This window comes from Comamonas sp. (assembly GCF_036666375.1).
Lineage (GTDB): Bacteria > Pseudomonadota > Gammaproteobacteria > Burkholderiales > Burkholderiaceae_C > Comamonas.
Window position 1 is genome coordinate 42,988 of sequence record NZ_JAVWWA010000016.1, and the last position, 24,753, is coordinate 67,740.

At 67.3% G+C, this 24,753-nt stretch carries 20 protein-coding genes and 2 pseudogenes; 6 read left to right on the forward strand and 16 right to left on the reverse strand.

Going from position 1 to position 24,753, the window contains the following annotated elements:
- Together RR928_RS06200 and RR928_RS06205 are read right to left on the reverse strand one after the other, a co-directional pair.
- Positions 1 to 262 (reverse strand): annotated as a pseudogene (locus tag RR928_RS06200) (hypothetical protein); the annotation flags it as partial.
- 34 nt (positions 263 to 296) lie between these two features.
- Positions 297 to 1,325, reverse strand: a complete 1,029-nt coding sequence (locus RR928_RS06205) for an ABC transporter substrate-binding protein (protein WP_332535297.1) — start codon at positions 1,323 to 1,325, stop codon at positions 297 to 299.
- 156 nt (positions 1,326 to 1,481) lie between these two features.
- On the opposite strand from RR928_RS06205, the gene RR928_RS06210 reads away from it, so the two are divergent.
- Positions 1,482 to 2,057, forward strand: coding sequence for a cysteine dioxygenase (locus RR928_RS06210; RefSeq protein ID WP_332547710.1), 576 nt, complete (start codon positions 1,482 to 1,484; stop codon positions 2,055 to 2,057).
- 28 nt (positions 2,058 to 2,085) lie between these two features.
- Entirely contained in the window at positions 2,086 to 3,687 is a 1,602-nt protein-coding gene (locus RR928_RS06215; protein ID WP_332681803.1) for a rhodanese homology domain-containing protein, read from the forward strand.
- A gap of 178 nt (positions 3,688 to 3,865) precedes the next feature.
- Here the strand turns inward: RR928_RS06215 and RR928_RS06220 are convergent, their stop codons facing one another.
- From RR928_RS06220 to RR928_RS06240, 5 genes are all read right to left on the reverse strand, one after another.
- A complete protein-coding gene (locus tag RR928_RS06220) occupies positions 3,866 to 4,081 on the reverse strand; it encodes a TOBE domain-containing protein (RefSeq protein ID WP_159913649.1) in 216 nt (71 codons plus the stop codon).
- A 48-nt stretch (positions 4,082 to 4,129) separates the two neighbouring features.
- A complete protein-coding gene (gene ssuE, locus RR928_RS06225; protein ID WP_332535291.1) occupies positions 4,130 to 4,720 on the reverse strand; it encodes an NADPH-dependent FMN reductase in 591 nt (196 codons plus the stop codon).
- A 19-nt stretch (positions 4,721 to 4,739) separates the two neighbouring features.
- Complete coding sequence (locus RR928_RS06230) at positions 4,740 to 6,014, reverse strand: LLM class flavin-dependent oxidoreductase (RefSeq protein ID WP_332681806.1); 1,275 nt, start codon at positions 6,012 to 6,014, stop codon at positions 4,740 to 4,742.
- Positions 6,015 to 6,084: 70 nt separating this feature from the next.
- Entirely contained in the window at positions 6,085 to 7,095 is a 1,011-nt protein-coding gene (locus RR928_RS06235; RefSeq protein ID WP_332547707.1) for a Bug family tripartite tricarboxylate transporter substrate binding protein, read from the reverse strand.
- A gap of 116 nt (positions 7,096 to 7,211) precedes the next feature.
- Positions 7,212 to 7,820 (reverse strand): TetR/AcrR family transcriptional regulator, encoded by a 609-nt coding sequence (locus tag RR928_RS06240; RefSeq protein WP_332535285.1) that lies wholly within the window; start codon positions 7,818 to 7,820, stop codon positions 7,212 to 7,214.
- An 88-nt stretch (positions 7,821 to 7,908) separates the two neighbouring features.
- On the opposite strand from RR928_RS06240, the gene RR928_RS06245 reads away from it, so the two are divergent.
- Entirely contained in the window at positions 7,909 to 8,529 is a 621-nt protein-coding gene (locus RR928_RS06245; protein WP_332547705.1) for an NAD(P)H-dependent oxidoreductase, read from the forward strand.
- Between the two features lie 10 nt (positions 8,530 to 8,539).
- Here the strand turns inward: RR928_RS06245 and RR928_RS06250 are convergent, their stop codons facing one another.
- The 9 genes from RR928_RS06250 to RR928_RS06290 all read right to left on the reverse strand — a co-directional run bounded on the left by RR928_RS06250 (position 8,540) and on the right by RR928_RS06290 (position 21,534).
- Positions 8,540 to 11,125 carry a sensor domain-containing protein gene (locus RR928_RS06250; protein ID WP_332535283.1) on the reverse strand — a complete coding sequence of 862 codons (2,586 nt, stop codon included), beginning with the start codon at positions 11,123 to 11,125 and terminating at the stop codon, positions 8,540 to 8,542.
- Positions 11,126 to 11,249: 124 nt separating this feature from the next.
- Entirely contained in the window at positions 11,250 to 11,975 is a 726-nt protein-coding gene (locus tag RR928_RS06255) for a response regulator (RefSeq protein WP_332535281.1), read from the reverse strand.
- On the reverse strand, positions 11,972 to 14,692 hold the full coding sequence (locus RR928_RS06260) for a sensor histidine kinase KdpD (protein WP_332547703.1): 2,721 nt from the start codon (positions 14,690 to 14,692) through the stop codon (positions 11,972 to 11,974). The genes RR928_RS06255 and RR928_RS06260 overlap by 4 nt, the downstream gene beginning before the upstream one ends.
- Positions 14,693 to 14,741: 49 nt before the next feature.
- Entirely contained in the window at positions 14,742 to 15,041 is a 300-nt protein-coding gene (locus RR928_RS06265) for a hypothetical protein (protein ID WP_332535278.1), read from the reverse strand.
- On the reverse strand, positions 15,038 to 15,703 hold the full coding sequence (gene kdpC / locus RR928_RS06270) for a potassium-transporting ATPase subunit KdpC (RefSeq protein ID WP_332535276.1): 666 nt from the start codon (positions 15,701 to 15,703) through the stop codon (positions 15,038 to 15,040). Before kdpC ends, RR928_RS06265 begins: the two co-directional genes overlap by 4 nt.
- A gap of 10 nt (positions 15,704 to 15,713) precedes the next feature.
- Complete coding sequence (kdpB, locus tag RR928_RS06275; RefSeq protein ID WP_332681810.1) at positions 15,714 to 17,723, reverse strand: potassium-transporting ATPase subunit KdpB; 2,010 nt, start codon at positions 17,721 to 17,723, stop codon at positions 15,714 to 15,716.
- Positions 17,724 to 17,733: 10 nt separating this feature from the next.
- Complete coding sequence (gene kdpA, locus RR928_RS06280; RefSeq protein WP_332681812.1) at positions 17,734 to 19,461, reverse strand: potassium-transporting ATPase subunit KdpA; 1,728 nt, start codon at positions 19,459 to 19,461, stop codon at positions 17,734 to 17,736.
- Positions 19,462 to 19,518: 57 nt separating this feature from the next.
- Entirely contained in the window at positions 19,519 to 20,223 is a 705-nt protein-coding gene (locus RR928_RS06285; protein WP_332535270.1) for a TorF family putative porin, read from the reverse strand.
- A gap of 384 nt (positions 20,224 to 20,607) precedes the next feature.
- Positions 20,608 to 21,534: a LysR family transcriptional regulator gene (locus RR928_RS06290; RefSeq protein ID WP_332535268.1), complete on the reverse strand. Its 927-nt coding sequence runs from the start codon at positions 21,532 to 21,534 to the stop codon at positions 20,608 to 20,610.
- 121 nt (positions 21,535 to 21,655) lie between these two features.
- On the opposite strand from RR928_RS06290, the gene RR928_RS06295 reads away from it, so the two are divergent.
- The 3 genes and pseudogenes from RR928_RS06295 to RR928_RS06305 form a co-directional block, all read left to right on the forward strand.
- Positions 21,656 to 22,666, forward strand: a complete 1,011-nt coding sequence (locus tag RR928_RS06295; protein ID WP_332535266.1) for a Bug family tripartite tricarboxylate transporter substrate binding protein — start codon at positions 21,656 to 21,658, stop codon at positions 22,664 to 22,666.
- A 7-nt stretch (positions 22,667 to 22,673) separates the two neighbouring features.
- Positions 22,674 to 24,050: a lyase family protein gene (locus RR928_RS06300; protein WP_332681815.1), complete on the forward strand. Its 1,377-nt coding sequence runs from the start codon at positions 22,674 to 22,676 to the stop codon at positions 24,048 to 24,050.
- Positions 24,037 to 24,471, forward strand: a pseudogene (locus RR928_RS06305) (carboxymuconolactone decarboxylase family protein); the annotation flags it as partial. The gene RR928_RS06300 and the pseudogene RR928_RS06305, both read left to right, overlap by 14 nt.
- Between the last annotated feature and the right edge of the window lie 282 nt (positions 24,472 to 24,753).

Below are 24,753 nucleotides of genomic sequence, written 5' to 3' on the forward strand. Positions count from 1 at the left end.
AGGCCCATTCGGTGAAGCCCGCGGGCAGGTTGGGCCAGAAATGCGTGAGCGCCGCAAGAAGGCCCCAGGCCACGGAGGCCAGCGCGCCTTGCCACCACAGGGGCGTGGAGGGCGCGGCGGCGGCAGCCGTAGCTGCGGCAGCCACTGTCGGTGTCACGCGCACGGTATCGGACAGGTCCGTTCCCGTGCGGCTGTCGCCCGGCAGGCCCCGCCCCGGGCGCCCTTCTCTGCCAGGCAGGATATGTTCGGCAAGGGTACTCATTGCTGTTCTCCAGGAGATCGGTCAGGCGCGGGTTTCAGGACAGCACGTCGGCGTAGACATGGGCGGCAAAGCGCGCCGGGTCGGTGCCGGGCTTGAGCACCTTGACCAGCTTGAAGTCGCGCGCATAGAACTCGATCTCGTCGCGCAGCGACTTGCCCACGGGGTGGCTGCGGTGCGTGAGCGTGCCCAGCACGGCGCGCAGATCGCTTTCGGGCACCTTGGAGTAGGGGCTGAAGATACGCGCGGTTTCAGCCGGGTTGTCCGAGATGAAATCCGAGGCTTCGACAATGGCGCGCGTGAGCGCGGCCGCGGCCGGGCGGTCATTGCGCACCAGCGCGCCGCTCACGCCCAGCACGCAGCAGGTCTTGGCCGCGTACTCGCCCGACAGGTTGGTGGCCAGATCGACCAGGCCCTGGGTGCGCCGCTGCACCAGCAGCAAGTTGGGGTCGCCATCGGCAATCGCCTGGGCCTCGCCCTTTTCCACGGCCAGGCCCAGCATGTCGCCGGGGAACTGGCGCCAACTGACATCGCGCTCGGGGTCTATGCCGGCCTTGGTCAGCAGCACCGAGAAGAAGTTCTTGCCCGGCGAATTGAGATCGGAGACCGCAATTGTCTTGCCCTTGAGGTGCTTGAGTTCCTTGACGCCCGCGGGCGCATAGCCCACCAGGCGCGAGCAGCCGCCATGCGAGCTGCCGACCAGCTTCACGTCAAAGCCCGATTCCAGCGGCTTGATCCAGCGGTGGATCATTCCCAGGCCGGCATCGGCCTTGGAGGTGGCGATGATTTCCAGCAGCTGATCGGTGGCGCCCGCGAAGTTGACCAGCTCCACCTTGAGGCCGTGCTTTTCAAAGATGCCGCGCTCAATGGCCACCGGCGCGGCCGACAGGCAGATCGCGTTGGCGTTCCAGGCCAGCTTGATGGGGCGCAGCGGCCCGGCCGCCGTGGCGCGTTGCGCGACCAGGCCCGCCCCACCCGCCAGCGAGGCCGCGCCCGCGGCGCGCAGCACATCGCGGCGCGACCATGCCTTCTTCTCCCCCCCGTCCCGGTTCTGTACGCTGTCCATGCCGTGCTTTCCTTTCGTGGCGATCCGTTGCTGGCCGCATGACCAGATGAGCCGCTATTGGAGTCAATGGCGCGCGCCGCGGGAACGAACAAAAACGCAAAACCATATGCGGAAATTACCGTTTACGCCAACGCGCGCCCAGGCTGTAATCCATGCATGCCAAATGAAACCTCCACGCCCGCGCCGCGCCTGCAGCAATTCATTGCGCAGCTGTCGGACACCATTGCGCGCAGCGCCGACGAAGCCGCCTTGCTTGCCGGCGCCACGCCGCTGCTGCAGGCGCTGGTCGCGCACGACGACTGGCTGCCCCAGGCCTTCGCCCAGCCCCATCCCGCGCACTACCAGCAGTTCCTGCTGCACGCCGACCCCGCCGGCCGCTTTTCCGTGGTCAGCTTTGTCTGGGGCCCGGGCCAGGGCACGCCCATCCACGACCACACGGTCTGGGGCCTGATAGGCATGCTGCGCGGCGCCGAGGAAGGCCAGCATTTCGCGCGCGACGCCGAGGGCCGCTGGCGGCCCGAAGGCCCGCCCCAGGCCCTGCACCCGGGCGAGGTGCAGGCCGTCTCGCCGTCGGTTGGCGATGTGCACCGCGTACGCAACCTGCTGGCCGACCAGGTCTCGATCAGCATCCATGTCTACGGCGCCGACATCGGCAAGGTGCAGCGCCATGTGTTCACCGAGGACGGCGGCGTCAAGCCCTTTGTCTCGGGCTATGCCAACGTCACCCACTGAATTTCCACCCTTCTTTTCTCCATACGACATGAGCCTCCCCCTGCCCCAACTGACTCCCCAGGACATACGCCAGGCCCTGCTGGCCGGCGAGGAAATCGCGCTGCTCGACCTGCGCGAGGAAGCACCGTTTGCCGAAGGCCACCCGCTGTGGGCCGCCAATCTGCCCGCGGGCAAGATCGAGATCGACGCCTGGCAGCGCCTGCCGCGGCGCGACACGCGCATTGCCATCTACGACAACGGCGAAGGCCTGACCGAAGGCGCGGCGCGCAGCCTGCAGGCGCTGGGCTATACCCAGGTGCATCTGCTGGCCGGCGGCCTCGCGGGCTGGAAGGATGCGGGCTACGAGCTGTTCATCGACGTCAACGTGCCCAGCAAGTCGTTTGGCGAATGGCTGGAAGCCGAACGCCACACGCCCTCGCTGGCGGCCGAGGAAGTCAAGGCCCTGCTCGACAGCCAGGCCAATGTGGTGGTGCTTGACGCGCGCCGATTCGACGAATACCAGACCATGAGCATTCCCGGCGGGGTGAGCGTTCCCGGCGCCGAACTGGTGCTGCGCGCCAGCACGCTGGCGCCCGATCCCGCAACGCATATCGTCGTCAACTGCGCGGGCCGCACGCGCAGCCTGATAGGCACGCAGTCGCTGATCAATGCCGGCCTGCCCAACCGCATCACGGCGCTGCGCAACGGCACGATCGGCTGGCTGCTGGCCGACCAGCAGCTCGACCATGGCGCCGACCGCCAGGCGCCGGCCGTCGCCGAAGCCGAACGCCGCCAGGCCGCCGAACGCGCGCGCGCCGTCGCCGATCGCGCCGGCGTGCGCCGCGCCACCCCGGCCGACCTGGCGCAGTTTGCCGGCGAGGCCGCGCGCACCACCTACCGCTTTGACGTGCGCAGCGCGGGCGAATACGCGGCCGGCCATCTGCAGGGCTTTCGCCACTATCCCGGCGGCCAGCTGGTGCAGGAAACCGATCACGCGGCGCCGGTGCGCGGCGCGCGCATCGTGCTGGTCGACGACGATGGCGTGCGCGCCAATATGAGCGCCTCGTGGCTGGCGCAGATGGGCTGGGAAACCTGGGTGCTCGATGGCGCAGGCGCGGCCGACTGGAACGAAACCGGCCAGCCCGCCACCCCCTACCCGCCGCATGCCAGCGCCGTGGAGGATGTCTCGGTGCACACGCTGGCGCAATGGCTGGCCGAGGACGGCAACGGCCCGCGCACCGCCGTGCTCGACTTCACCAGCAGCGCCAACTACGTGCAGCGCCACATTCCCGGCGCCTGGTTCGCGCTGCGCTCGCAGCTCACCCAGGCGCTGGCAAACATTCCCAAGGCCGAGCGCTATGTCGTGACCTGCGGCTCCAGCCTGCTGGCGCGCTACGCGGTGCACGCGCTGGCCCAGGCCACCGGGGCGCCGGTATATGCCCTCACGGGCGGCACCCAGGCCTGGATTGCGCAAGGCCTGCCGCTGGAAACCGGCGAGACCCGCCTGGCCTCGCCGCGCACCGACCGCTACCGCCGCCCCTACGAAGGCACGCAGGCGCCGCGCAGCGCGATGCAGGCCTATCTCGATTGGGAGTTCGGCCTGGTCCAGCAGCTGAAGAACGACGGCACGCACGGCTTCACCACCATCTGATCGAGCCCCCATGAAAAAACGCAGTGCCCGGGAGGACACTGCGTTTTTCTTTTTGCAGGGCGGGCCGTTCATCCTTCGACAGGCTCAGGACGAACGGAATTTCAAACCCCGCTGTTGCTCGCCGTGGCTGCGCGCGCAGGGCAAATGCCGGTGCTCGGAACGCCGCTGCGCGCCCCCCTCAAAGCTTGGCAATGGAGACTTCGGTGGACTTCACCAGCGCCACGACTTCGGAGCCGATTTCCAGCCCCAGATCGTTGACCGAACGCGTGGTGATGACGGAAGTCACTACACCCCAGGGTGTCTCGACATCGACTTCGGAGACCACGTCGCCGCGGATGATCTCGCGCACTTTGCCCTTGAACTGGTTGCGAACGTTGATGGCTTGAATGGTCATGAAAGGCTCCTGGAAAATCCGTTGAAAGAAAAGGGATGGGTGGCGCGCTCAGACGCTGCAGCGCACCTGGGAAAAATGCACGGGTGCAAACGATGCGTCGGCATGCGCCCTGGGCCGCAGCACTTCGGAGACCAGCACATGCACGGCCTCGTCGACGCGCACCGCGAGATCGGTGCCCAGCGTGCTGGCGCCTTCGGGCAGCACGAACACCTGGGCGTCGGTGGCATAGATGCCGGGAAGGATCTGCTTGGCGGCCAGCGCCTGCAGCACGGGCCGCAGCGCATAGTCCAGCGCCAGCATGTGGTGCGGACTGCCGCCCGTGGCCAGCGGCAGCACGGTCTTGCCCTTGAGCCCGGTCTGGGGCAGCAGATCGAGGAATAGCTTGAGCACGCCGCTGTAGGCCGCCTTGTACACCGGCGTGGCAATCACCACCACCTTGGCGTCGGCCACCTGCTGCACGGCGCGCACGATGGACGGATGGGCGAAATCGGCGTGCACCAGCGCCTGGGCATCGAGGTCGCGGATCTGCAGCTGCGTCACCTCGATCTGGTGCTTGGCAAGCCGCTTGCCCACGGACTCGAGCAGGGCCGCGGAGCGGGAGGTGTGCGACGGACTGCCGGCAATCAACAAGACGGACATGGGGTTCCTTGGTTCAGAGTCAAACGGGATCGGTCAGGCCCAGATGGGCGCGCAGCGTGCTGCCCGCGTACTCGCGGCGAAAGCGCCCGCGCTCCTGGAGCAGCGGCACCACGGCGCGCGTGAACTCCTCGAAGCCGCCGGGAAAATAGGCGGGCATGATGTTGAAGCCGTCGGCCGCGCCGGCATCGACCCAGTGCAGCATGTGATCGGCAATTTCCTGCGCCGTGCCCGCGACCACCTGGTGGCCGCGGCTGCTGGCAATGTGGTGGTAGAGCTGGCGCAGCGTCAGTTGCTGTTCGCGCGCGATCTTCAGCAGCAGCTTGCGCCGGCTGAAGCTCGCATCGTCCGCGGGCAGATCGGGCACGGGCGCGTCGAGGTCATGGCCCGTGAGATCGAGATCGAGCTCGGCGGACAGCATGTAGTGGGCCTTGCTCTGGTCGGTGAATTCCTGCAGCTGGGCGAGCTTTTCGCGCGCTTCGGCCGCGGTCCGGCCGACGATGGGCATCAGCCCCGGCATGACCTTGACCTTGGCCGGATCACGCCCCGCGGCCGCCACCTGCTGCTTGAGCGCGCGGTAGAACTCCTGGGCCGCCTGCAGGTCCTGCTGGGCCGTGAAGATCACTTCGGCATGGCGCGCGCCCAGCTGCTGGCCCGCGCCCGATGAGCCCGCCTGTATCAGCACCGGCTCGCCCTGCGGGCTGCGCGTCACATTGAGCGGCCCCTTGACCTGGAAGTACTTGCCGACATGCTCGAGCGCATGCAGCTTGTCGGTGTCGATGTAGATGCCGCGCGCCTTGTCGCGCACATAGGGGTCGGCCTCCCACGAGCGCCACAGGCCTTGCACCACCTGCACGAATTCCTCGGCAATCGCATAGCGTTCCTGCGACTCGGGGTGCAGCGAACGGCTGAAGTTGCCCGAGCCATCCTGCACCGTGGTGACGATGTTCCAGGCCGCGCGCCCCTGGCTCAGCAGATCGACGGATGCCAGCGAGCGCGCCAGCGTGAACGGGTCGCTGTAGGTCGTCGAGGCCGTGGCCGCGAGCCCGATTTTCTGCGTCTGCACCGCAAGCATCGCCAGCACCACCATGGGGTCGGGGCGGGTGATCATCGAGGGGTGCGAATCCTTGGTCGTGACCAGCCGGTCGCCAAAGAACACCATGTCGAACTTCGCGGCCTCGGCCTCCCTGGCAATGCGCGCGATCAGATCGAAGTTCTCGGTGCCCGACTCGGCGCCGGGAAAGCGCCAGCCGCCTGCGTGGTGGCCCGCGGCCAGCAAAAACAATCCCAGATGCATGAACTTCAACCTTGTTGGATTTCCATCGCCGATGCGCGCCGCGCGCGCTGGCGCGGCCCGGCCCTGGCGGCTATTTCGCGAGTGCCACCGGCTGCTGCGCCGGCGTCACAAAGATGTCCCTGGCCAGGCCGTGCATCTTGTGCACTATGGCCGTCGTCGCCGCCGCGTCCGCGGGCGCGGCGCTGACCTGCACTTGCACCAGCGCCTGGCGCACTTCGGGCGTGGCCAGGGCTTCAAGCACCCAGCCCGTGAGCTTCTTTTGCACCGCCTCGGGAATGCCCGCGGGCGCGGTCCAGAAGAACGAGCCGCCAAACGCGTCGTCCCATTTGGCAAAGCCCTGCTGGGCCACCGACTGCACGCCCTTGAGTCCCTCGGGCGGCGTCCTGGTGCCGAAATAGGCCAGGGCCTTGAGCTTCTCGGCGCGCACGAAGGTGGTGCTCAGCGGATCGATGACCAGATCCACATGGCCGCCGATCGCATCGTTGATGGCCGCGGCACTGCCCTTGTAGGGCACATGGGTCATCTGTATGCCGGTGATCTGCTGGAAGTAGACGCCCGCCATGTGGCCCGGCGTGCCCACCCCCGAAGTGCCCAGCGTGATCGGGTGCTTTTTCGCATAGGCCACGAGTTCCTGCAGGTTCCTGGCCGGGAAATCGGCGCGCACCGCGAACGTCGTGATGCCGCTGCCGATATAGGCGATGGACTGGAAGGACTTGAATGCATCGAACTGCACGGGCATCAGCTGCGGGGCGATGGCCAGATTGCCTATCGAGGCATTGAGCAGCGTGTAGCCGTCGGGCCTGGCGCGCGCCACGAACTGCGCGCCTATGGTGCCGCCCGCGCCAGGCTTGTACTCGATGATCACCGGCTGGCCGGCCCGGTTCGAGACCTGCTCGGCAATCAGCCGCGCGACGTTGTCGTTGGTGCCGCCCGGCGGGTACGGCACGACCAGCGTGATGGGCTTGCTGGGCCAGCTGCCTTCAGCCGCCCACGCCGCGCCCATGCCGGTTGTGGCCACCAGCACGAGGCCGGCCGACAGCGCCAGCGCACGGCGGCGAAAGATGTTTGCGGATACCGGCATGACCCATTCCTTGAAGATTGCTTGGAATGAAGTCTAGGAATTCGTCCTCGATACAGCCACGAATGTTTGGGACTATGCAAACGCGTTTTTCAACTAAGCGCAGCGCCCGCCGGCCATCACGTGCGGCGCGCGATGCGCACGATGGCGTCGTGGATTTCATGGCGCGCATCGGCCACCTCGATTTCGCCCGCGGCCGCAGCAAACGACACCGCCTCGGCCGCGCCCAGCATGGCGCGCATGCCGGCCTGTGCCAGCGGCTGTTTGGCGAATGGCTGGAGCGCATCGCGGCACTTCGCCAGGAACAGCGCCTCGTGCGCCTTCTTCAGCGCATCGAGTTCGGGTGAGCCGGCAAGCGCGGCGCTGACTCCGGGCAGCTCGCGCCCCATGGCCATGACGCACTCAACGTAGGCGCCCGCAATCACTTTCGCCACGGCGCCGAGCGACTTGCCCGAGGCCTGCAGGGCCTGGTCCAGCAACGCGTGCTGCCGGTTGTCGTACTCCGCATACAGCACGCCCAGCAGGCCGGTGCGCGAGCCGAAGTGGTCGTAGACCACGGGCTTGGTCACGCCCGCGCGCTCGGCGAGATGGCCCAGCGTGAGCGCATCCGTGCCTTCACCGCGCACGATGGCCCAGGCGACATCGATGAGCTGGCGCTGGCGTTCGTCCTTGGGCAGGCGCTTCTTCGCCGCCGCAGGCAGGGCCGCTTTCGAGGGATTGCTTGACATCTTTAATCTACCAAAGGTAACCTACTAAAAGTAATTTATGAATTCCAGCTACCAATGGTAGTTCAATTGCCCGCTCCAAGGACCCGCCATGCATGCCCTCATCGTCGTCAGCCATCCCGATTCCCAGTCCCTGACGCACGCCGTCGCCCAGGCGTTTGCCAAAGGCGTTGCCGCCTCGGGCGGGCACAGCACAGAGATCGCCGACATCGCGGCCGAAGGCTTCGACCCGGCGTTCAATCAGCATGACCGCAGCGCCTACTTTCTCCAGGCCCCCCTGCCCTCGGATATCGTGCGCGAGCAGGCGCGGGTCGACCGCGCCGACGCGCTGGTACTCGTCTACCCGATCTATTGGTGGTCGTTTCCCGGACAGCTCAAGGGCTGGATAGACCGCGTGTTCACCAACGGCTGGGCCTACGAAGAGACGCCCGACGGCAAGCTGATCAAGCGTCTGGGCCACCTCGCGGTGCACCTCATAGGCATAGGCGGCGCCCACGCCCGCACCTATGACCGGCACGGCTACGCGCAGGCCATGCGCACGCAGATCGATCACGGCATCTTCGACTTCTGCGGCGCGCGTCTGGTTTCGTCGCAGTTCCTGCTCGACGTGAACGGACAGGCAGCCGCGTCGCATGTCGGCACAGCGCAAGCCCTTGGCGCTGCGGCCTTCACAAGCCGCACGCCGACGCTGGTCACCGAAGAAGCGCGCTGAGTTCTGGCCGTCAGGCCACGGCTGTATCCGCCACCTGCCTGAGCCAGCCCTCGAAATCCTGGGGCGCCAGCGGCCGCGAGAACAGATAGCCCTGGGCCACGGGATAGCCCTGTTCGCGCAGCAGCATGTTCTGTTCGGCGGTCTCCACGCCTTCGGCGACCACCGTCAGATGCAGGCTCTTGCCTATGCCCAGGATCGCGGCACTGAGCGCGCGCGCGGTTTCGTCGCTCTCGAGATCGGCGACAAAACTGCGATCGAGCTTGAGCTCGTTGACAGGCAGGCGGCGCAGATAGCTCAGGCTCGAATAACCGGTGCCGAAATCGTCCATCGCCAGCCGTATGCCATTGGCATGGACTTCGGCAATGGTCTTCATCGTGCTCGGGTTGGTGTCCAGAAGAATGCTTTCGGTCAGCTCCAGCGTCAGGTCCTGCGAAGTCAGCGAATTGATCTCCAGCGTGTCTGCGATCATGCGCGGCAGGTCGAGGTTGTGGAAGCTGGTGGGCGACAGGTTGACCGACACCGCGGGAACGGCCAGCCCTTGCGCGCGCCAGGCCGACAGCTGGCGGCAGGCTTCGCGCAGCGCCCAGTGGCCCAGGTCCGCGATCAGGCCGCACTCCTCGGCCAGCGGAATGAAACGCACCGGCGAAATCTCGCCCAGTTCGGGATGGGTCCAGCGCGCCAGCGCCTCGACGCCATAGAGCTTGCCGGTCTCCATGTCGACCTGGGGCTGGTAGTGCAGATGCAGCTGTCTGGTCTGGATCGCGCGGCGCAGCGCGGTTTCCAGCGCCAGGCGCTCCTGCGCGAGCTGGTTCATTTCGCTGCTGAAGAAGCTGAAGCAGCCGCGGCCGCTGCTCTTGGCCTGGTACATCGCCATGTCGGCGCGGTGCAGCAGCGTCTCCATGTCACGTCCGTCGTCGGGGAACATCGCAATGCCCACGCTCGCCGATGCGGCCAGCGCCACACCGGCCACGGTGACCGGGCTGCCCAGCAACTGGAGCAGTCGCTCCACCATGTCCGTGGTCTGCTCCACATCGCTTTGCGGCAGCACCACCACGAACTCGTCTCCCGACAGCCGCCCGGCAATGTCGCTGGCGCGCAGATCCTGGCGCAGCCTGCCCGCGATCTGGCGCAGCAGCTCGTCGCCCGCAGGATGGCCCAGCGAATCGTTGACCTGCTTGAATCGATCGAGGTCGATGAACAGCACCGCGAGCTCTTCCTGGTTGCTCGTTGCCGTGGCAATCGCCTGGTCGGCCTTGGCCTGCAGCAGGCTGCGGTTGGGCAGGCCGGTGAGCCCGTCGTAGAAAGCCAGCTGGCGAATGCGCTGGCGCGTGCTCTCGCGCTCCAGCGCCAGCGCGCACAGATGCACGCAGGCGTCGACCATCAGCTGGTGGAACGTCTCCGCAGCCTGAACGCGCGGACTCTTGAAGTAGAAAGCAAAGGTGCCGACGACCCGCCCCTGGCTGTTGTGTATCGGCGTCGACCAGCAGGCCATGTAGCCCAGCGGCAGGATGCGGTGCTTGTGCTCGGCCCACAGCGCATCGGTGGCGATGTCGTCGACGCGCACCGTTTCGTTGCGCCAGGCCGCAGTGCCGCAGGAACCGCAAACCGGCCCTATCGGTACGCCGTCCAGCTGCCGCGCATAGTCGATGGGCAGGCTGGGGCCGACCAGGGACTGCAGCACGCCCTGCTCGCTGACGCCCAGGATGGACGCCGTGATTTCCGGGGCGATCTGCTCGACTTCATTGCATATCAGTTCCAGCACTTCCGACAACGGACTCTCGCGCACCATGGCCTCCAGAACGCGGTGCTGCAGCACCTCATGCATCTTCGCGCGCGTGATGTCGGTCAAGGTCGTGACGGTGTAGCTCCACCTGTCGCCATCCTCGGCGCCCACGGGGTTGCTGATGACCTTGGCCCAGTAGCGCCGCCCGTCCTTGCTGATCACGATGTCCTCGCGCTCCACCGATCCGCCGCTGCGCAACGCTTCGCGGTACTTCTCCACGAAATCTTCATTGATCCGCGCAGCAAGCAAGGCAATGGGCGCCTTGCCGCGCACTTCATCGAGCGTCCAGCCGAACATCTGCGAGAAACCATCGTTGACATAGACAATGCGGGATTCGCTGTCGCTGATCACGACGGCCGTGCCGCTGGCATCGGCCACCAGCGACAGCCGCTGCAGATGCTCGGTCTGCGCCTGCTCGCGCTGCAGGCGCGCCGTGATGTCGGTGGCGATCTTCAGGATATTGCGCACCTTGCCCTGGGCATCGAGCACCGGCGTGTAGGTCGCTTCGAGCCAGCAGCTGCTGCCGTCGCTGCGCAGGCGTTCGGCCAGGCCAGTGCGGGCCTGGCCGTCGCGCAGCTGCGGCCAGAAATTGCGGTATTCGGTGCTGTTGGCAAACGCCTCGGTACAGAAGCTGCGGTGATGCCGTCCCACGGCCTCTTCGCGCGTGAATCCCAGAAGCGCCAGGAAATTGTCGTTGGCACGGCTCAACGACCCGTCGAGCTCGAACTCCGCAATCGCCATCACGCGGTCGAGCGCCGCCAACTGCGCCTGTTGCTGGGCAACCAGGCTGGTGTCTTCAGGGCATTCCAACATCTGCACTTCCTAGGATTCGAAAAAACTTCTCGTCCCTTGGATCGTCAATCGGGGACCACGCTGCTTGCCCCATATTGTTTCATGATGTGTCGGAACGACTTTCTGCGACAACCCCCGGTTGCACTCAGGCGCCGCTGCGGCCGATGAAGCGCAGGCCCACGCCGGGCTCGGTGATGATGTACTGCGGCGCGGCCGCATCGTCGCCCAGCTTGTGGCGCAGCTTGCCGACCAGGATGCGCAGATAGTGCGCATCTTCTTCGTGCGTGGGGCCCCACATTTCGCGCAGCAGTTGCGGCTGGGTCAGCAGGCGGCCCGGCTGCTGGGCGAGCAGCGACAGCAGCGCGAACTCCTTGCGCGTGAGCGCCACCTGCTGCCCCAGAAGATGCACTTCGCGCCGCGCCAGATCGATGCGCAGCATGCCATCGTCATAGACCGGCTGGGGCTCGCCCTGGCGGCTGGCGTTGCGCAGCAGCGCGCGTATGCGCGCCATCAGCTCCTCGATGCCGAACGGCTTGGTCACGTAGTCGTTGGCGCCCGCATCGAGCAGCGCGACTTTCTGGTCTTCGCTGGAGCGCACCGTGAGCACGATGACCGGAACGCGCGACCACTGGCGCAGTTCGCGCAGCACGTCCTGGCCGTCTCGGTCGGGCAGGCCCAGATCGAGGATCACCAGATCTGCGCCCTGCGTCGCGAGTATGGACAGGCCCTGCTCGCCGGTCTCGGCCAGCTGCGTGCCGTAGCCCTGCGAGCGCAGGCTGATGTCGACGAACTTGCGGATCTGCGGTTCGTCATCTATGACCAGCACGCGTGGCGCGGGTGTGGTCGGGGAGGCGTCATGGCCGGCGTTCATGGGGTGTTCTCCAGCAGAGGCTGTTCGCCCCAGGGCAAAGTCAGTCGAATGGTGGTGCCGCGCCCGCCGGGCCCGGGCAAGGCCTCGACCTGGCCCATGTGCGCGCCTATGATGCCCTGCACGATGGTCAGTCCCAGGCCCGTGCCCTGGCGCCCGCGGTCGCCGCGCTCGACGCTGTAGAACATGTCGAAGATGCGGCTGCGCTCGTCCTCGGGAATGCCCGGGCCGCTGTCGCAGACATCGATCTGCATCTGATCGCCCTCGGTGCGCCGCACGACGACGCGCAGCGGCTCGCCGCGCGGCGAGAACTTGGCGGCGTTCTCCATCACGTTGAACAGCGCCTGCTCGATCAGCGCGGGGTGCACATGGGCCAGCGGCAGGCCCGCGGGAATATCGATCTCGACGCGCGCATGCGCGACATAGCGCTGCAGCCGCCGCGAGGCCGAGCCCACGAGTTCGTCTATGCCTATCCAGTCGCGCGTGAGCGTCAGGCCCTGGTGGCCCAGGCGCGTCATGTCGAGCAGGTTCTGGATGTAGCGGTCCAGCCGTTCGCCTTCGAGGCGTATGGTCTCGAGCAATGTCTTTCGGTCTTCCTCTCCCATGTCCTTGCCGTAGCTCGCGAGGCTGTCGGCCGCGCCAATCATCGACGACAGCGGCGAGCGCAGATCATGCGACACCGACGACAGCAGCGCCGAGCGCAGGCGCTCGGTTTCGCCCGTCACGCGCGCGACTTCAAGATCGGACACCAGGCGCGCGCGCAGCGCCGCCTGGGCGATGTCCTCGACCATGCTTTCGGCCAGGCGCCGCTGCTCGAACGTCAGCCGCGGCATGCCCGCGGGAAACTGCAGGCCCACGACGCCCAGGCTTTCCTGCTCCGAGCGCACGGGCAGGAACCACCAGGCCGAATGCGACAGCGTATCGGTGAAACGCCCGCTGGCCTGGGCGTGGCGCTGGGTCCAGTCGGCAGCGGCCCGGTCCTTCTCGCCCAGGCTCTGGGTCACGGCCTGCGGCCCGGCCTCGCCATTGATGCTGACCCAGGCCCTGGCCTGCAGCGTGGCCTCGAGCGCGCCGGCGCCGGCGGCAATCACCTGGCCCAGATCGGCGGCCTTGGACAGCTGCCGGCCCAGGTTCTGCATGGCCGTCGCATGGGTGTTAGCCGCGCGCAGCGCCACCACCTGCATGCGCAGGCGCGAAGCCAGCCGCCCGCCGATCAGCGCCGCGGCGAGAAACATCACCACCGTGATCACGCCGCGGTGGGCGCCGATGAACAGCGTGAAATGCGGCTCGATGAAAAAGAAGTCGTAGGCCAGAAAGCACAGCACCGCGGTCGCGAACGCGGTGATCATGCGCGTGCGTGAAGCCACCAGCAGCACCGCGATCAGGAACACCATCGACAGATCTTCGTGCCCCAGATAGCGCCGCCCCAGCGCCGCCACGCCGACGGCGCCGGCGGTCGCCAGCAGCACCAGCGCGCTCTCGCGCCGCGTCCAGCGCGCGCTGCTCCAATCGGGCAGGCGGCGCGCACGCTGGCGCGCCTGCGGCGTGCTGACGATGGTCAGTTCGTAGCGCGCGCCGCGCTGCAGCAATTGCTGCGTCAGCGTGCGGTTGAAGATGCGCGCGATCGGCCGCTCGCGCGTGCGGCCGATCACGATGGAGCGCGCGCCATGCGCCGCGGCCGCGTCGAGAATCGCCTGCGCCAGATCGGTGCCATGCAGGATCTCGGTGCTGCCGCCCAGGGTGCGCGCCAGCGCAAACGCCTTGTCGAGCTCCATCTGGCGCGCCTGCTCGTCGCGCATGGCGGAACTGCGCCCACTGGCGCTCTGGTTGGCATCGCTACTCTGCGCGACCGCCGACCTGCCGGTCTCCACGCTGACCACCGACCAGGGCGCGCCGCGGCGCTCGGCGATGCGACAGCCCGCGCGCACCAGATATTCGGACTGCCCGCGGCCATCGATCGCCACGAGCACATGGTGCTGTATCGACAGTCCGTCGAGACCGCGCGCCGCGCGGGTTTCGCGCAGGTCGGTGTCGACATGGTCGGCCACGGTCTGCATCGCGAGTTCGCGCAAGGCCGTGAGATTGGAAGGAGAAAAGAACGCCTGCAGCGCCTGGCTCGCCTGCTCGGGCAGATACACCTTGCCCTGGTTGAGGCGCTCTATCAGTTCGCGCGGCGGCAGATCGACCAGCCGGATGTCGCGCAGGCGCTCGAACACCGCATCCGGTACCGTCTCGCTCACGCGTATGCCCGTGATCTGGTGCACCACATCGTTGAGGCTTTCGAGGTGCTGGATGTTGATGGTGGTGTAGACATCGATGCCCGCATCCAGCAACTCATCGACATCCTGCCAGCGCCGCTCGTGCCGGCTGCCCGGCGCGTTGCGGTGGGCGAGTTCATCGACCAGCGCCACCGCGGGCCGGCGCGCGAGCAACGCATCGAGATCCATCTCCTCGAGCCAGCGCCCCTGGTACTCGATTCTCTTGCGCGGCAGCAACGGCAGCCCTTCGACCAGCGCCAGCGTCTCGCTGCGGCCATGGGTCTCGACCATGCCTATGACCACGTCCTTGCCCTGGCGGTACAGCTCGCGCGCGCGCGTCAGCATCGCGTAGGTCTTGCCCACGCCTGGCGATGCGCCCAGGAAGACCGTGAGCCGGCCCGCGGCCTCGCGCCGCAGCGAGCCGATCAGTGCGTCCGCCTGCTGTGCATTTTCAAAGCCCATGGCGCTGCGTCTTCCTGCGATTCATGTTTCGATTTTCCATGCCTCAAGCCTACAGACTATTCCTGGCATGCACAGCCAGTTTGAGTGCCGACTTCGCCACGGCGGGCGAGACGATCAGCACGCGCCGGTCGTTGGCATTGCCCACGGCCAGCGCAAAGCCCAGCGCGGCGACGCCGGCCACGGCCATGCGCACCGGCAGCCGCTGGCTCGCGAGAAAGCCGCGCACCGCGGCCCAGCCTATCGCATTCGACGGAAAGCGCGCGCTGCAGACAGGCGGCGTCGCGCCCAGCACCACCACTTCGAACTGCTCGCGGCCCGCGGCCACGCCCACGCTCAGGCCGGCATTCATCGCGCGCTTTGCGCCGCTGCGGCCGCCATGCGGTCCAGCGCCAGATTGAGCGCCAGCACGTTCACGCGCGGCGCGCCAAACACGCCCCATTGGCGGTCTTCGGTGTGCTGCGCGACCAGCGCCTGCACCGCCTCGGAGGCCACGCCGCGCTCCCGCGCCACGCGCGCGATCTGGATTGCCGCGGCCTGCGGACTCACATGGGGATCGATGCCGCTGCCCGACTGCGTTACCAGATCGGAAGGCACGAGCGCGGGCGCCACGCCTTCGCGCTGCGCGGCTTCGGCGCGGGCCGCATCCAGGCGCGCGCGCAGTTCGGGCGAGGTGCGCGACTGGTTGCTGCCAGCGAGCGCCATGGGGTTGTAGCCCGCGGCCGATGGACGCGACTGGAAATAGCGCGCGCTGCTGAACGGCTGGGCGACCAGCGCCGAGCCGACCACGCGACCATCGCGCTCTATCAGGCTGCCATTTGCCGGGGCCGGAAACAGCGCCTGGCCCAGACCTACGCCGGCCAGCGAGTAGAGAAAGCCGAAGCCGGCCAGCGTGATCACCGTCAGACCGATCGCGCCGCGCAGCAGGCCCTTGTCGCACAGACCGGGGGTCTGCGGCTTGGCCGGGTGCAGGGAGACAGCGAGCGTGTCGCGGGAAAGTGTGGGAATGCTCATGGCAATGACCTCAGAGAACAAAGAGCGTCGACAGCACGACGTCGATCAGCTTGATGGCGATGAACGGCAGAACGAGGCCGCCCAGGCCGTAGACCAGCATGTTGTTGCGCAGCAGCTCGGTTGCGCTCGCAGGCTTGAAGCGCACGCCTCTGAGCGCCAGCGGGATCAGCATGGGAATGATCACGGCATTGAAGATCAGCGCCGACAGCACCGCGCTTGACGGGCTGGACAGCTGCATCACGTTGAGCGCGGCCATCTGCGGGATGGCGACCGCGAACAGCGCGGGCAGAATGGCGAAGTACTTGGACACATCGTTGGCCAGCGAGAACGTGGTCAGCGCGCCGCGCGTGATCAGCTGCTGCTTGCCGATCTCGACCACGGCCAGCAGCTTGGTCGGATCGGAGTCCAGATCCACCATGTTGCCCGCCTCCTTGGCCGCCTGCGTGCCCGAATTCATCGCCAGCCCGATGTCGGCCTGGGCCAGCGCCGGCGCGTCGTTCGTGCCGTCGCCGACCATGGCCACGAGCCGGCCTTCTGCCTGCTCGGCGCGTATGCGCGCGAGCTTGTCTTCGGGCCGGGCTTCGGCGATGTAGTCGTCGACGCCGGCTTCGGCCGCGATATGCGCGGCGGTGAGCTTGTTGTCGCCGGTGATCATCACGGTCTTGATGCCCATCTCGCGCAGCCGCGCGAAGCGCTCCTTGATGCCGTGCTTGATCACGTCCGACAGCGCGATCACGCCCAGCACATGTTGGCCGTCGCTGACCACCAGCGGCGTCGCGCCGGTGCGCGCGACCTGGGCGACGCGCGCCTCGAGTTCGGCCGGCACCTGGCCGCCCTGCGCCTGCACATGGGCGCTGATCGCGTCCAGCGATCCCTTGCGTATCACGCGCTCGCCGGGCAGGTCCACACCCGACATGCGGCTGTGGGCCGAGAACGGCACGAAGTGCGCGTTCTCGGGCTCGACGATCTGCTCGCCTTTTTCGCGCGCCAGCCGCACCACCGACTTGCCTTCGGGCGTGGGATCGGCCAGCGAGGCCAGCAGCGCGGCCTGGCGCAGCTGCGCCGCGTCCACGCCGGCAAGCGCATGAAAGGCCGTGGCCTGGCGGTCGCCATGCGTGATGGTGCCGGTCTTGTCGAGCAGCAGCACATCGACGTCGCCCGCGACTTCGACGGCCTTGCCCGACTTGGCCAGCACATTGGCCTTGAGCGCGCGGTTCATGCCCGCGATGCCTATCGCCGGCAGCAGCCCGCCTATGGTCGTGGGAATCAGGCACACCAGCAGCGCGATCAGCAGCACCAGATTGACTTCGACTCCGACGAAGCCACCGATGAACGGCAGCGTCACGACCACGATGGCGAAAGTCAGCGTCATCACCATCAGCAGGATGCCCAGCGCGATCTCGTTGGGCGTCTTCTGCCGGTTCGAACCTTCGACCAGGGCGATCATGCGGTCCAGAAAGCTGTGGCCGGGCTCGGCCGTGATACGCACCACGATGCGGTCCGACAGCACCTTGGTGCCGCCGATCACGCCCGAGCGGTCGGTGCCGGCTTCACGCAGCACGGGCGCCGATTCACCGGTCACGGCCGCTTCGTTGATGGTCGCCAGGCCCTGCTCGATCTCGCCGTCGGCGGGCACCAGCTGGCCGGCTTCGACCAGCACCAGATCGCCGGGACGCAGTTCGGACGCGGGCACGGTGGTCTCCTGCCCCTGGCCGTCGACGCGCCGTGCCATCAGGTCCTTGCGCGCGCTGCGCAGCGACGCGGCCTGGCCGCGGCCGCGCGATTCCGCCACGGCTTCGGCATAGTTGCCGAACAGCACGGTGACAAACAGGATGGCGGTCACGGCCCAGCCAAAGCCCGGCGCCGACAGGCCGGCGAGCGTGGCGCCGGCCGTCAGCAGCGTGCCGGCCCAGACCACGGCCATCACCGGGTTGCGCACGATGTGCTGCGGCGCGAGCTTGACAAAGGCCTCGACCAGCGCTCTTTGATGGCCCGGGGTGGATTGGTTTGCGGTATTCATGGAATTTCTTTCAACGTGCGAGCAACTGCATCAATGCGAGGTGGTCGGCAACGGGCCCGAGCACCAGCACCGGCATGAACTGCAGCAGCGTGAGAATGACGACGATGCCGATCAGCGTGAGCGCGAAGGTGGGCGTTTCCACCTGCAGGCTGCCCGCGCTTTCGGGCGCGCGGCGCTTGCGCGCCAGCATCGCGGCGATGGCCAGCGGAATCAGCAGCGCGGGGTAGCGGCCCGCGGCCAGCACGATCGCGCAGGACACGTTCCACCAGGGCGTGGCGTCGCCCAGCCCCTCGAAGCCCGAGCCGTTGTTGGCGAATGCCGAGACATACTCGTAGAACACCTGGCTGATGCCGTGAAAGCCCGGGTTCGAATTGCCCGTCAGGCTGGGAATCGCCAACGTGACCGCGGTGAAACCCAGGATCACCAGCGGCTGCCACAGCACCAGCACCGCCAGCAGCTTGACTTCAGGCGCTTCGATCTTGCGGCCGAACAGTTCGGGCGTGCGCCCCGTCATCAGCCCGGCGATGAACACGCCCAGCATCAGATAGACGATGAACTGCTGCAACCCGCAGCCCACGCCGCCCCAGATCGCATTGATCAGCATGTTGGACATCGCCACCAGGCCCGTGAGCGGCGCCGCCGAGTCGAGCATCAGATTGACCGAGCCGTTGTTGACCTGGGTGGTCGACGCGGCCCACAGCGCCGAAACTTCGGCGCCCAGGCGTACTTCCTTGCCTTCCATCAGCGCGATGTCCGCAGCGCTGGCCGAATACGCTTCCGACCACAGCGCCAGCCCCGACGAGATCACCGACATGCACAGCATGGTGCCGAACACCATGGCGCCAAACCGGCGCCGCCCGGTGAACGGGCCGATCATGAAGATGATGGAAACCGGAATCAGCGCAATCGCCAGCAGCTGCAGGAAGTTCGACAGCGGCGTGGGGTTCTCCAGCGCCACCGTGCTGTTGGGACCATACCAGCCGCCGCCATTGCTGCCCAGCTGCTTGATCGCCACCATGGGGGCGACCGGACCCAGCGGAATCTTCTGTTCGCGGAAATCGGCCGTGGCATCGACGGGACTGGCGACGGGTCCGGCCGCCAGCGTCGCGGGAACGCCCTGCCAGGTGAGCAGCAGCGACAGCACCAGGCACAGCGGCAGCACGAAGCGCAGCGTGGCGCGCACCACGTCGGCCCAGAAATTGCCGACATCGATGGCCTGCGACTCGCCTTCGGCACGCTGCGCCGTCTGCGCCGTCTGCGCCTGGCGCCCGCCGAACAGCCCGCGCAAGGTGGCGACGACCACCGCCAGGCCCATCACCGGCGTGACGACCTGCAGGCCGACAATGCCGGTCATCTGCGACAGGTAGGAAAGCTGCGCCTGGCCGGAATAATGCTGCTGGTTGGTGTTCGTGAGGAACGACACCATGGTGTGCAGCGCCAGGTCCCAGCTCATGTTGGGAATGCCGTCGGGATTGAGCGGCAGCCAGGCCTGGGTCATGAAGATCGTCCAGACCGCCAGCGCCAGCAGCAGATTGCTCAGCAGGAAGGCGCCCGCGTAGCCGCGCCACCCCATGCCGGTCTCGGGGCGCGTGCCCAGCAGGGCATAGAGCGGGCGTTCGAGCCAGCCGAACAGCCGGTCGCCGCGCATGGGAGCGCCGCGCATCACGGCCGCGAGGTAATGGCCCAGCGGCCAGCCCAGTGCGACCAGCAGCGCGAGAAGTATGCCGAATTCAATCATGATGCAAGGCTCCGTGGATAGCCGAGAAACGAAGAAACGTATTGCATGGCGCGGTCCTCAGAAAGCGGCCTGCAGCGCGAACTCCGCGCGGCTGCCGGCCATGCCGGGAAACAGGCGCCGCGCGGCGCCGTCGGTCGCATGCAGGGTCAGGCGGGCTTCGAACGGCGCCTTGAAAGCCCAGACCAGGCCGAGCGCGCCATGGGAGTAGCTGTCCGCATAGCGGCCGTCGAGCAGGTAGCGCGCGACGCTGGCCTCGAGCCGCCACTGCGCGCTGATCGGTGCGCGCGCGCCGAGCAGCACATAGGTGCCGCGCATTGCGCTGGCCATCGCACTGTCGGAATGTCCCAGCGCCAGCCAGTAGTTGTCGCGCCAGGTGGCGCTGGCGTTCAGTTCGTTCCAGTTCAGCCGCGCATTCGCCGATGGGTATTGGTAGCGCAGCAGGTACAGATCAAGCGCCCAATCCGGGGACACCTTGCCGCTCCAGCCCGCGGCCAGATCGAACTCCGAACGCGCGCCGTTGTCGGGCGCGAACTTGACGCCCGAACCCCAGATGGAGGCGTAGAAACCCGAGTCGTGGGCGTACCTGAAACCACCTTGCAACGCCGGATCTGCCCGCGTCTGCGACGAGCCGCGCCAGACATAGTCGGATGTCAGCGCCACATTGCCCGAGAACTGGGCGCGCGCCTGGCCCGATATCGCGCACAGCACCAATGCCGTGGAAAGAGCCGCAATCCCTCGAATATTTTTGGTATCGAAACGCATAGAAATTCTTCGAATCTTGATGGCGAAATAGCCATGTCCAAGTATTCGCGCAGCCCGCGTAAAATCTCTATGCCGACAAAGCCCCGGCACATAAATTCGGCGTAAATTCTCCAGCACGCCGCGCTTGGCGGCGTTGGCCTACAGAGGGATAGTCGACGAATTTACGCCGAATTTACGCCCTTCCACATCCCTCTGGGCTAAGCTCGCGGCATGCAATCGATCAGGGCGTTTTCATGCACTATGTAGTCCATGATGTGATTTTCATTACCTTCGTGGTGATATTGTTTTTGGCATTATTTCGAACCGGGCAGAAAATACTGCAATGGTTGGAAAATCAGAAAAACCAAACAGCACAATCCCGCCCTCAGCCCCAGGCTCCCGGTATCAAGAACCTGCCGCGGTGATCGCGCCGCGGCTTTCGGCCTGAGCGCATTCGAGCAGGCTGCGCACCCAGCGTATGCGCGTCGAAGTGTTGAGCCACAGCAGGCCCAGTTCGCGCACCGGGCTCAGCGGGCTGTAGCCCAGGCCGTGGCCGTGCGGCAGCGGCGGCAGATCCAGCGCACAGATGGGACGCTGGCGCGTGAGCGCCTGGCCTATGTCCGGCACCAGCCCCACGCCCAGGCCCTGCTCCACCATCATCGCCACCGCCAACACTGAATTGAGTTCCAGCCGTTCGCGCGGCGCTATGCCCAGCGCCTTGAGATAGCGGTCGGCAAGCTTGCCGCCCGCCAGCTCGCGGTCATAACGCACCAACGGCCGCGTGCGCAGCAGCTGCAGCGGGTCCTGTGCGGCATCCGCGTGCGGCACCAGCAGCACCAGCGGCTCCTGGCGCAGGCCGGTCCAGCTCACGGTCTTGGGCAGATCGAACGAAGGCTTGAGGCACAGCGCCGCATCCAGCGTCGACTGCAACAGCGCGGTGTACAGATCGGGCGTCAGCCCCACGCGCACCGTCACGCGCACGCTCTCGTGGCGCGCGACAAACGCCTGCATCACACCGGGCAGAAAACCATGCAGGGCGGTGTTGACCGTGCCCAGCCGCAGCTCGCCATGGTCGGTATCGCTGGCCACCCATTCGCGCAGTTGATCGCAGTCCTGCACCAGCTGCTTGCCGCGCTCGAACAGCCGTTCGCCCGCGGCCGTGGGCCGCACGCTGCGGCCATGGCGCACCAGCAGCACCACGCCCAGCACCTGCTCCAGGCCGCGCATCTGCTGGGCCACGGCAGCCGGGCTGATGTCGAGCTGGCGCGCGGCTTCGGACATCGAACCGCTTTCAATGACCTTCAAGAAATTCTGAATGTATTTGGTGTCCATGTCGCACATTTTCTTTCAATAAAAGAAAGCGGCAATGGCTTGGACGCAGTTGCACGCTCGCCGACACTGGCGTCAAGCCGAGGCCATGCCCGGACTCACCGACAAAAACCAGGAGACTTTCATGCGATCCATCGATGCCAACGCCTTCCCTCATTCGTCGCGCCGCGCCTGGCTGCAGGCCGCGGGCGCCCTGGCTGCCGTCGCGGCCGTGCCTGCCTGGGCGCAAAGCCGCGCCAAGGGCGGCGGCCGGCTGGTCGTGCCGTTCGCGCCCGGCGGCGGCAACGATGTGTTTGCGCGCCAGATGACGCATGGCCTGCAGGAGATGTTCGGCTACAACATGATTGTCGAGAACAAGGCCGGCGCGGGCGGCAATCTGGGCACCGAAATGGTGGTGCGCGCCGCGCCCGAAAGCGAGACCTATCTGCTGGGCCATACCGGCACGGTGTCGATCAATCCCGAGCTCTACAAGGGCCTGAAGTTCAACGCCGCCACCGACCTGCAGCCGGTCGCGATGTTCGCGTCCTCGGCGCTGCTGCTGGTGGTGCCCGAAAGCTCGCCGATACGCTCGGTGGCCCAGCTGGTGCAGGCCTTGCGCAGCCGCGGCCTGCAGATGAACTATGCGTCCAGCGGCGCGGGCACGGGCGGCCATCTGACCGGCGAAATGCTCACCCACATGCTGGGCGTCAAGGCCACGCATGTGCCCTATAAAGGCACGGCGCCATCGCTCACCGATGTCGCCGGCGGCCTGGTCGACTTCAGCTTCAGCGTGATTCCCGCGGCCCAGGCCCTGGTCAAGGCCGGCAAGCTGCGCGCGCTGGCGATCAGCGGCGCCCAGCGCCATGCCCAGCTGCCCGACGTGCCCACGGTGGCCGAATCCGGCGTGCCCGAGCTTGCCCAGTTCGAAAGCTCGCTGACCTACGGCCTGCTCGCGCCCAAGGGCACGCCGGCCGCGCAGGTGAACAAGCTCGCCAAGGAAGTGCTTGCGGTTGCGGCCCTGCCCGCTTTCCAGTCCAAGCTGGGCGTCGAAGGCGCGGTGCCGCTGCTCGGCGATGCCAGGGCCTACGCCAAGAAGATCCAGCAGGAAAGCGCCAAGTGGGCGGCCGTGATCAAGGCTTCGGGGGCCTCGGCTTGAATCCATGATGTCCTTGATGCACGCCTACCTGCGGCCGCAGGATGCCGACACGCTGTTCACCGATGGCCAGTGGATAGAGGCCATGCTGCGCTTCGAGTCCGCGCTGGCCCAGTCCCAGGCCGAATGCGGCGTCATCCCGGAAGCCGCCGCCGAAGCCATCGCGGCGGCCTGTGCGGCCGTGCGCATCGACCCTGCGGCGCTGGCCGCGCGTGCGCACTGCAGCGGCGCCATGGGCATGGCCATACTGCAACCCGTGCAGCAATGGCTGCGCAGCCACCGGCCCGAAGGGCTGGACTGGCTGCACTGGGGCTCGACCACCCAGGACGTGGTCGACACCGCGCATGCGCTGCTCACGCGCCAGGCGCTGCAAAGCCTGCTGGCCGAACTGCAGGGTCTGCAACAGGGCCTGGTCGCCTTGGCCGAACGCCATGCGGCCACGCCCATGCTCGCGCGCAGCCTGATGCAGCCCGCCCAGGTCACGAGCTTCGGCTTCAAGTGCGCGCAATCGGCCGCGGCGCTGCAGCGTTCGCGCGCGCAGCTGCAGGCGCTGGCCGCGCAGGCGCTGTGCGTGCAGCTCGGCGGCGCGGTGGGCAACCGCGCGACGCTGGGCGCCGCGGCGGCGGCCGTGGAGCAGGCGCTGGCGCGCCGGCTGGGCCTGCAGGCCTGCGGCTACAGCTGGCATACGCAGCGCGATGCCTGGCTGCGCCTGGCAATGGAAGTCGCGGTCTGCGGCGGCAGCCTGGCCAAGCTCGCCAAGGACTGGTCGCTGATGTCGCAATACGAAGTCGGCGAACTGCATGAAGCGCCGCGCGGCAGCACGTCGAGCGCCATGCCGCACAAGCGCAATCCCGTGCACTGCATGCAGGCCGTGGCCCAGACCCAGCCCGTGCCCCAGCTCGCCGCCACGCTGCTGGCCTGCATGGACCAGGCACACGAACGCGGCCTGGGCGAATGGCAGGCCGAAGTCGCGCATGCGGCCACGCTGTGGCGCCATGTGCATGCGGCCGCGGCGGCGCTGCGCAGCGCGGCCCAAGGCCTGCAGGTCGATAGCGCGCGCATGCAGCAGCACATCGACGGCCTGCAGGGCGTGGTGTATTCCGAAGCACTGGCCCAGGTGCTGGCCCCGGTGCTGGGCAAGCCCGCGGCCCAGGCCGCCGTGGCCGAATGCGCGGCCCAGGCGCTGAGCCAGGCCGAACCGCTGCACCTGCTGCTGGGCCGCTGGCTGCTGCAGCAGCACGGCATGGCCGATCCCCAGCTTTCGCGCGCGCTCGCCGCTGCCGCGGATCCGCAGCAAGCCGTGCAGGCCTCGGCCCAGGGTTGCCGGGATCTGCTGGCCATGATCCACACCACTACCGACAAGGAAGCCGCCCATGCCCATCCATGAAGACAGCCTGCGCCAAGGCCTGCACAACCGCCGCCGCGTGCTCGGCGAAGCCTGGGTCGCCCAGTCGGTGGAGAACGCCAATGCGCTCAACGTCGAGTTCCAGCGCATGATCACCAGCTATGCCTGGGACGGCATCTGGAGCCGCCCGGGCCTGGAGCGGCGCACGCGCCGCATCATGGTGCTGGCGATCACCGCGGCCATGGGCCGCTGGGAAGAGTTCGAGCTGCATATCCGCACCGGCCTGCTCGCCGATCCCGCCGACCCCGAGGCCGCGGCGCTCGACCTGGCAACCATTCAGGAAGTGCTGCTGCAGACCGCGGTCTACGCGGGCGTGCCGGCCGGCAACACCGGCATGGCGATGGTGATGAAAGTGCTGCGCGAACTCGACCAGGTTCCGCCCAAGGCCGATTTTTTCGCGCCGCCGCCCGCCCCTGCGCGCTTACGTTTCAGGCCGCGCCTGCGTCCTCGGTCCGCAGCGTGTAAAGCGCGTAGAACGGCACGCCGAACAGCGCGCGAAAGCCCGGGCCCATCAGGCTGTAAGGCAGGCCATAGCTTTCCATGACGCTGAACGTCTCGGCCAGGCGCAGCCGTTCATGGGCCTGCGTCAGCTCCGACAGCCGCCGCGGTCCCCAATGGAATTCGGCCGCGGTGTGCTTGACCGAAGGGTGCTGTTTCGCGCGCCCTATGGCAAGCCAGCACATCA

Excerpts from the sequence above, each read along its gene's own strand:
- RR928_RS06230 (WP_332681806.1), bottom strand. The coding sequence starts at position 6,014 with ATGCATCTGGGATTGTTTTTGCTGGCCGCGGGCCACCACGCAGGCGGC.
- RR928_RS06205 (WP_332535297.1), bottom strand. The coding sequence starts at position 1,325 with ATGGACAGCGTACAGAACCGGGACGGGGGGGAGAAGAAGGCATGGTCG.
- RR928_RS06250 (WP_332535283.1), bottom strand. The coding sequence starts at position 11,125 with ATGTTGGAATGCCCTGAAGACACCAGCCTGGTTGCCCAGCAACAGGCG.
- kdpB (WP_332681810.1), bottom strand. The coding sequence starts at position 17,723 with ATGAATACCGCAAACCAATCCACCCCGGGCCATCAAAGAGCGCTGGTC.
- RR928_RS06255 (WP_332535281.1), bottom strand. The coding sequence starts at position 11,975 with ATGAACGCCGGCCATGACGCCTCCCCGACCACACCCGCGCCACGCGTG.
- RR928_RS06235 (WP_332547707.1), bottom strand. The coding sequence starts at position 7,095 with ATGCCGGTATCCGCAAACATCTTTCGCCGCCGTGCGCTGGCGCTGTCG.
- RR928_RS06240 (WP_332535285.1), bottom strand. The coding sequence starts at position 7,820 with ATGTCAAGCAATCCCTCGAAAGCGGCCCTGCCTGCGGCGGCGAAGAAG.
- ssuE (WP_332535291.1), bottom strand. The coding sequence starts at position 4,720 with ATGTCCGTCTTGTTGATTGCCGGCAGTCCGTCGCACACCTCCCGCTCC.
- RR928_RS06210 (WP_332547710.1), top strand. The coding sequence starts at position 1,482 with ATGCCAAATGAAACCTCCACGCCCGCGCCGCGCCTGCAGCAATTCATT.
- RR928_RS06300 (WP_332681815.1), top strand. The coding sequence starts at position 22,674 with ATGTCCTTGATGCACGCCTACCTGCGGCCGCAGGATGCCGACACGCTG.
- RR928_RS06260 (WP_332547703.1), bottom strand. The coding sequence starts at position 14,692 with ATGGGCTTTGAAAATGCACAGCAGGCGGACGCACTGATCGGCTCGCTG.
- RR928_RS06295 (WP_332535266.1), top strand. The coding sequence starts at position 21,656 with ATGCGATCCATCGATGCCAACGCCTTCCCTCATTCGTCGCGCCGCGCC.
- RR928_RS06245 (WP_332547705.1), top strand. The coding sequence starts at position 7,909 with ATGCATGCCCTCATCGTCGTCAGCCATCCCGATTCCCAGTCCCTGACG.
- RR928_RS06290 (WP_332535268.1), bottom strand. The coding sequence starts at position 21,534 with ATGGACACCAAATACATTCAGAATTTCTTGAAGGTCATTGAAAGCGGT.
- RR928_RS06220 (WP_159913649.1), bottom strand. The coding sequence starts at position 4,081 with ATGACCATTCAAGCCATCAACGTTCGCAACCAGTTCAAGGGCAAAGTG.
- kdpC (WP_332535276.1), bottom strand. The coding sequence starts at position 15,703 with ATGAGCATTCCCACACTTTCCCGCGACACGCTCGCTGTCTCCCTGCAC.
- RR928_RS06265 (WP_332535278.1), bottom strand. The coding sequence starts at position 15,041 with ATGAATGCCGGCCTGAGCGTGGGCGTGGCCGCGGGCCGCGAGCAGTTC.
- kdpA (WP_332681812.1), bottom strand. The coding sequence starts at position 19,461 with ATGATTGAATTCGGCATACTTCTCGCGCTGCTGGTCGCACTGGGCTGG.
- RR928_RS06285 (WP_332535270.1), bottom strand. The coding sequence starts at position 20,223 with ATGCGTTTCGATACCAAAAATATTCGAGGGATTGCGGCTCTTTCCACG.
- RR928_RS06215 (WP_332681803.1), top strand. The coding sequence starts at position 2,086 with ATGAGCCTCCCCCTGCCCCAACTGACTCCCCAGGACATACGCCAGGCC.